Origin of the sequence: Gillisia marina (assembly GCF_000258765.1) — a bacterium.
GTDB lineage: Bacteria > Bacteroidota > Bacteroidia > Flavobacteriales > Flavobacteriaceae > Gillisia > Gillisia marina.
This window is the reverse complement of record NZ_AJLT01000063.1, coordinates 1-5,533: the sequence shown is the minus strand read 5'-3', so window position 1 is coordinate 5,533 and position 5,533 is coordinate 1. Positions and strand designations below refer to the sequence as shown.

Sequence of the window (5,533 nt, the reverse complement as noted above, 5' to 3'; positions counted from 1 at the left end):
GCTGTTTTTCGCCAGACCCTACTTCAGAAGTTCCAAAATTAATTGCAATACCATTTTCCGGCGGAGGATCTAAATAATGTAATCCAACTAATAATAAAATAAGTATGAGCAACACGTGTAATACTACCGTGATGGTAAAAGATTTTTTTTTCGTGTTTTGTATCAAGAAAGCTCACAGAGTTCTATTATTAATTTACTTTTTCGGGTTTAACGGCAAGCACAATTTTATATTTATTCCTATTCGCAATGTCCATTACATTCACTGCTTTTTCTATTGGCACTCCTTCTTCAGCTCTTAATATAATTGTGGGATCTTCTACCCCTGCCAATCTCGTCATAAGTGTGCTTTCTAAAGCACTATTGCTAATTCTGTCATTATCTATATAAACCTGAAGATCTTTTGTAATACTTACAGAAAGATTCGATTTATTGGTGGTCTTCCCTTTTGCTTTAGGTAAAATAAGGTCTAAAGCTTCTGGAGTAATAGCCGGAGATGTTAGCATGAAAAATATCAATAACAGAAACACAATGTCCGTCATGGAACTCATACTAAAATCTGCGCTTACTTTATTTCGACTTCTTAAATTCATATTAAGCCGGTTCGTTTAAAAGGTCAAGGAAATCTACCGCTGTCGCTTCCATTTGGTGCACCACTTTATCTGTTTTAACAACCAAGTGATTATATCCAATATAAGCGATAATACCTACAATTAAACCAGCTACCGTAGTAGTCATGGCCGTATAAATACCTTCTGCAAGCGTTCCCATTTCTGCCTGCCCACTACTTGTTGCCAAGGTGTGAAAAGCCAAAACCATACCAATAACAGTCCCAAGGAATCCAATCATTGGTGCCGCTCCGGCGATGGTAGCAAGAATACTAACGTTTTTCTCTAATTTATAAACCTCTAATCTCCCCGCATTTTCAATAGCAGTATTAATGTCTTCTAAGGGACTTCCAATTCTTGAGATTCCCTTTTCAGTAAGTCTGGCAACCGGAGAGTTATTTTGAGCACATCTTATTTTAGCCGATTCTATATTTCCATTTAATACGCTGTCTTTAATTTGAAGCATAAAATTTGGATCTACTTGAGTAGCGGCTTTAATTGCAAACAATCGCTCAAAATAAATGTATACAGCTACAAACAATAGCACAAACAAAATTCCGATAATGATCTGGCCACCCAAACCACCGCTTAACATTAAATCAAATAACGAAAGAGTTTTCTCTTCTACGACAGGCTCAACCTCTAGGGCTGCTTGAGCAGCGTCGGCATCTTGGAAAAAGTTTAACATAGATAAAATTAGGTTTGTTAGTGTAACGTGAGATTGTAAATTTAATTGTAATAAAAATCTATACTAATTGTTTTAATGCAATTTCGAAGGCTGTGCTGCTAATCCCCGTTTTAGAACTATTGTTATCAAATGTGTTCTGGATTGCATTTTTTATAGTGATAGAAGTATCATTAAAAATAGCCTCATCTGTCATTTGCACTCGTCTTTCCATGAAATATGCAAATACTCTAGCCATTCCACAATTTGCAATAAAATCTGGAACTACACTTACTTTTTCATCTGTATATTCCATAATTGGTCCAAAGAAAATTTCCTTATCTGCAAATGGCACATTTGCTCCACTAGAGATCATTTCCAATCCACCATTAATCAATCTTTCCACTTGGTCTTTAGTTACCAATCTAGATGCTGCACATGGAGCAAAAATATCAGCTTTTAAATCCCAAATTTTATCATTGATTTCTTCAAAAGGAATCAAATTTGAATGTTTTAATGTATTTCGATCTTTGTTGAGGAACAAATCTTTTATTTCTTCAAAAGAAAACCCATCTTCGTTTATTAAACCTCCAACACGATCTATAATTCCAATTACTTTAACCCCCATTTGAGCTAAGTAATAAGCTGCTGCAGAGCCTACATTTCCAAATCCTTGCACAATCGCTTTCTTACCTTTTACATCCCCGCCATAAATTGCATAGTAATGCTTAACCGCTTCAGCAACTCCGTATCCAGTGATCATATCGGCTACGGTATATTTTCTAGACACATCCGGAGAATACGTTGAATTCTCAAGAACCTTGATTACTCCTTGACGTAACTGTCCAATTCTATTGATTTTATCTGCTTCGGTAGGTTGAAAATGTCCATTAAAAACTCCTTCTTGTGGGTGCCATACTCCACAATTTTCAGTGATAGGGATTACTTCATGAATTTCATCTACATTTAAATCTCCCCCAGTTCCATAATAACTTTTCAGTAATGGCGAAACCGCTTTATACCATCTTTCTAAAACCCCTTTTTTTCTTGGATCACTTGGATCGAAATTAATACCCGATTTGGCTCCACCAATTGCAGGTCCAGACACGGTAAATTTTACTTCCATAGTTTTAGCAAGCGAAAGTACCTCATTCATATCCAGTCCTTTTCTCATTCTAGTTCCACCACCGGCAGCTCCACCTCTAAGGGAGTTTATTACGGTCCATCCTTCCGCTTCGGTTTCAGCATCTTTCCAGTTAAAAACTATTTCAGGTTCCTTATTTTCGTATAAATCGAGTAAATCTTTCATGTATAATTATGTTTGAACGCAAATATAAAAAACAAAACTGCCCTTGTGGAGAAAATTATAAATTAATCAAGAACCTCGGGAAAAGCCCAAGAGGTATCAATCGGGAAATAGCTTCAAAAATTCGAGGCAAGTCCCTGGAATTAAAGCCTTAATGAGGCATTAAGATTCATAAACCAAGCCTGCACAATGATCATGTTTTGCACCAGTTACCGAGCTTAAAACATTATTCTCCTCCCTCATTTTTAACACCCCAAGAAAGCCAAAAATTAGCGCTTCCTTAAAATTTATTATTTCTGAAGATGGGATTACAATTTTTGCATCTGTTTTTTGCTGAAGTAAGTTCATTAAAAAAGTATTGAAAGCTCCTCCTCCGGTAACCAATACTTTAGAATCTATTTTGTTTTCAATATTTTTTGCAATTTCTGAAGCGATATGATGGCAATAGGTGTGTAAAATTGAAGGTATATTCTCATCAAGATTTTTCAGGATAGGAAATACTTTTTTATGAACCCATTCTATTCCTAAGGATTTCGGGGAAGGCTGACTGTAAAAGGGCAATTTTTCTAGCTGATGCAAAAGATCTGGATTTAAACTTCCGCTTTTTGCAATTTCACCGCTGTCATCAAATTCAAAACCCAGCTTTTCAGAATAATAATTAAGCACCGTATTCACCGCACAAATATCATAGGCCACTCTAACACCATCTTTTTTAGTAGAGATATTAGCAAAGCCACCTACATTGAGGCAGTAATTATATTCAGAAAATAATAGTTCATCTCCAATTGGAACTAAAGGTGCGCCTTGACCTTCTAATGCCACATCTTGAACTCTAAAATCACAAATTACCGTGACGCCAATCAGCTGTGCAAGTTGGGGAAGATTTCCTATTTGCAAGGTAAAACCGTTTTCCGGTTCATGCTTTATGGTATGTCCATGACTACATATTGCATCCAATTCTTTTATTGAGTGTTTCTCAATAAATTTTGAAATAATCTTGGCGAGGTACTTAGTGTAATCTTCGTCTAACTTCTCTAATTCTTCATAAGAATTAGAGACTCCCTCGTTCAATTTTTTCTTCCATTCCGGACTATAGGGAATTGTTTCAGCCTTTAAAATTTTAAATTCCCAGTGAGCTTCTTTCGAAAATTGAACCCACGCCAGATCCACTCCGTCTAAAGAGGTTCCAGACATTACTCCTAAAACGTTGTAGTTAATTATTTTCATATTCGTAAAAATAATTATTCTTAATTGAATATTAGGGGTCAAAAAGGTATCTTTGGGCACTTTAAAAAAATGAATTTTTAAAATAAATTATCTAATGGATTTTAAACTTACAGAAGAGCATATAATGATTCGTGATGCTGCCAGAGATTTTGCCAACAGCGAACTTTTACCGGGAGTAATTGAAAGAGATGATAAACAAGAGTTTCCAACCGAGCAAATTAAAAAAATGGGGGAACTTGGTTTTCTTGGAATGATGGCTTCTCCGGAGTATGGTGGTGGAGGAATGGACACTGTTTCTTATGTACTTGCAATGGAAGAGATTTCCAAAATAGATGCTTCTGCTTCTGTAGTAATGTCGGTTAATAATTCGTTGGTGTGTTGGGGGTTGGACACCTTCGGATCTCCAGAGCAAAAAGAAAAATATCTTACTAAATTAACTACAGGAGAATCTATTGGCGCTTTTTGTTTGTCGGAGCCGGAAGCGGGTAGTGATGCCACTTCTCAAAAAACAACGGCTATAGACCATGGAGACCATTATATTTTAAATGGAACTAAAAACTGGATCACGAATGGAAATACTGCAGATTTCTACTTAGTAATTGCACAAACCGATCGTGAGAAGAAACATAAAGGAATTAATGCTTTTATAGTTGAAAAAACTTGGGAAGGTTTTGAAATTGGACCAAAAGAAAACAAACTAGGAATTAGAGGGAGCGATACCCATTCTTTGATTTTTAACGATGTAAAAGTCCCTAAAGAAAATAGAATTGGTGAAGATGGATTTGGATTTAAGTTTGCTATGAAAACATTGGCAGGTGGAAGAATTGGAATTGCAGCTCAAGCTTTAGGAATAGCTGGTGGTGCTTATGAATTAGCATTAAAATATTCTAAGGAACGTAAAGCCTTTGGAACTGAAATTTGCAATCACCAAGCAATCGCGTTTAAATTGGCAGATATGCATGTTTCCATAGAAGCTGCACGAATGTTGGTAATGAAAGCTGCTGTAGATAAAGACAACAAAGAGAATTACGATCTTTCTGGTGCGATGGCTAAGTTATATGCCTCTAAAGTAGCGATGGACGTTTCTGTTGAAGCGGTACAAGTACATGGCGGAAATGGATTTGTAAAAGATTATCATGTTGAGCGAATGATGCGTGATGCAAAAATCACACAGATTTATGAAGGAACTTCAGAAATTCAAAAAATAGTGATTTCAAGAAGTATCATCAACGGATAGACACTTCATTTTATAATACAAAAAGCAGCCTTTTCAGGCTGCTTTTCTTTTTTAGATTGGTTACTAATTATTTATCAGAAATGATGTTTTTAGTAAACACATCCCTATCAGTCTTAATCATTTTTAAAAAATTGACTTAATATTTCTAAGGATAAAAATCGAATTATTGATTTCTTATGGAAATACGATATAAAACATTTATATAAAAAGCCCAAACTAACATCACCTATCTCAGAAAAAGCACTCAATACTCACATCTCATTACTCAATACTCATTACTTTTTATGCGTCCCACTACGGCTACGCCTTGTGCCGGGCTTTCCGCGCTACGCGGTAGCTCGCTCCAATCCCTGGCCGGGGTCTCATTGAGACTTTATGTATAGCAAGGGCCACCTTACCAGTTCTCAAGTAGTTGCCATATACAACTTCCACAAACACAAAACCCCCGGCGTCGTTGGACACCGGGGGTTTTTTAAAAATTGTTGTAAACAAAA

General features: G+C 36.1%; 5 protein-coding genes. 1 reads left to right on the top strand and 4 read right to left on the bottom strand.

The features are described from left to right. Positions 1–188: 188 nt before the first annotated feature. The 4 genes from ON07_RS12905 to ON07_RS12890 form a co-directional block, all read right to left on the bottom strand. Positions 189–590 carry an ExbD/TolR family protein gene (locus ON07_RS12905; protein ID WP_010232210.1) on the bottom strand — a complete coding sequence of 134 codons (402 nt, stop codon included), beginning with the start codon at positions 588–590 and terminating at the stop codon, positions 189–191. A 1-nt stretch (position 591) separates the two neighbouring features. Further along, on the bottom strand, positions 592–1,293 hold the full coding sequence (locus ON07_RS12900) for a MotA/TolQ/ExbB proton channel family protein (RefSeq protein ID WP_010232208.1): 702 nt from the start codon (positions 1,291–1,293) through the stop codon (positions 592–594). Positions 1,294–1,351: 58 nt separating this feature from the next. Continuing rightward, positions 1,352–2,578, bottom strand: coding sequence for a Glu/Leu/Phe/Val dehydrogenase dimerization domain-containing protein (locus tag ON07_RS12895; protein WP_010232206.1), 1,227 nt, complete (start codon positions 2,576–2,578; stop codon positions 1,352–1,354). Between the two features lie 159 nt (positions 2,579–2,737). Then, complete coding sequence (locus tag ON07_RS12890; RefSeq protein ID WP_029331977.1) at positions 2,738–3,802, bottom strand: anhydro-N-acetylmuramic acid kinase; 1,065 nt, start codon at positions 3,800–3,802, stop codon at positions 2,738–2,740. Positions 3,803–3,896: 94 nt separating this feature from the next. Here ON07_RS12890 and ON07_RS12885 point away from each other — a divergent pair, with 94 nt between their 5' ends. Further along, entirely contained in the window at positions 3,897–5,039 is a 1,143-nt protein-coding gene (locus tag ON07_RS12885) for an acyl-CoA dehydrogenase (protein ID WP_010232200.1), read from the top strand. Positions 5,040–5,533: the final 494 nt, after the last annotated feature.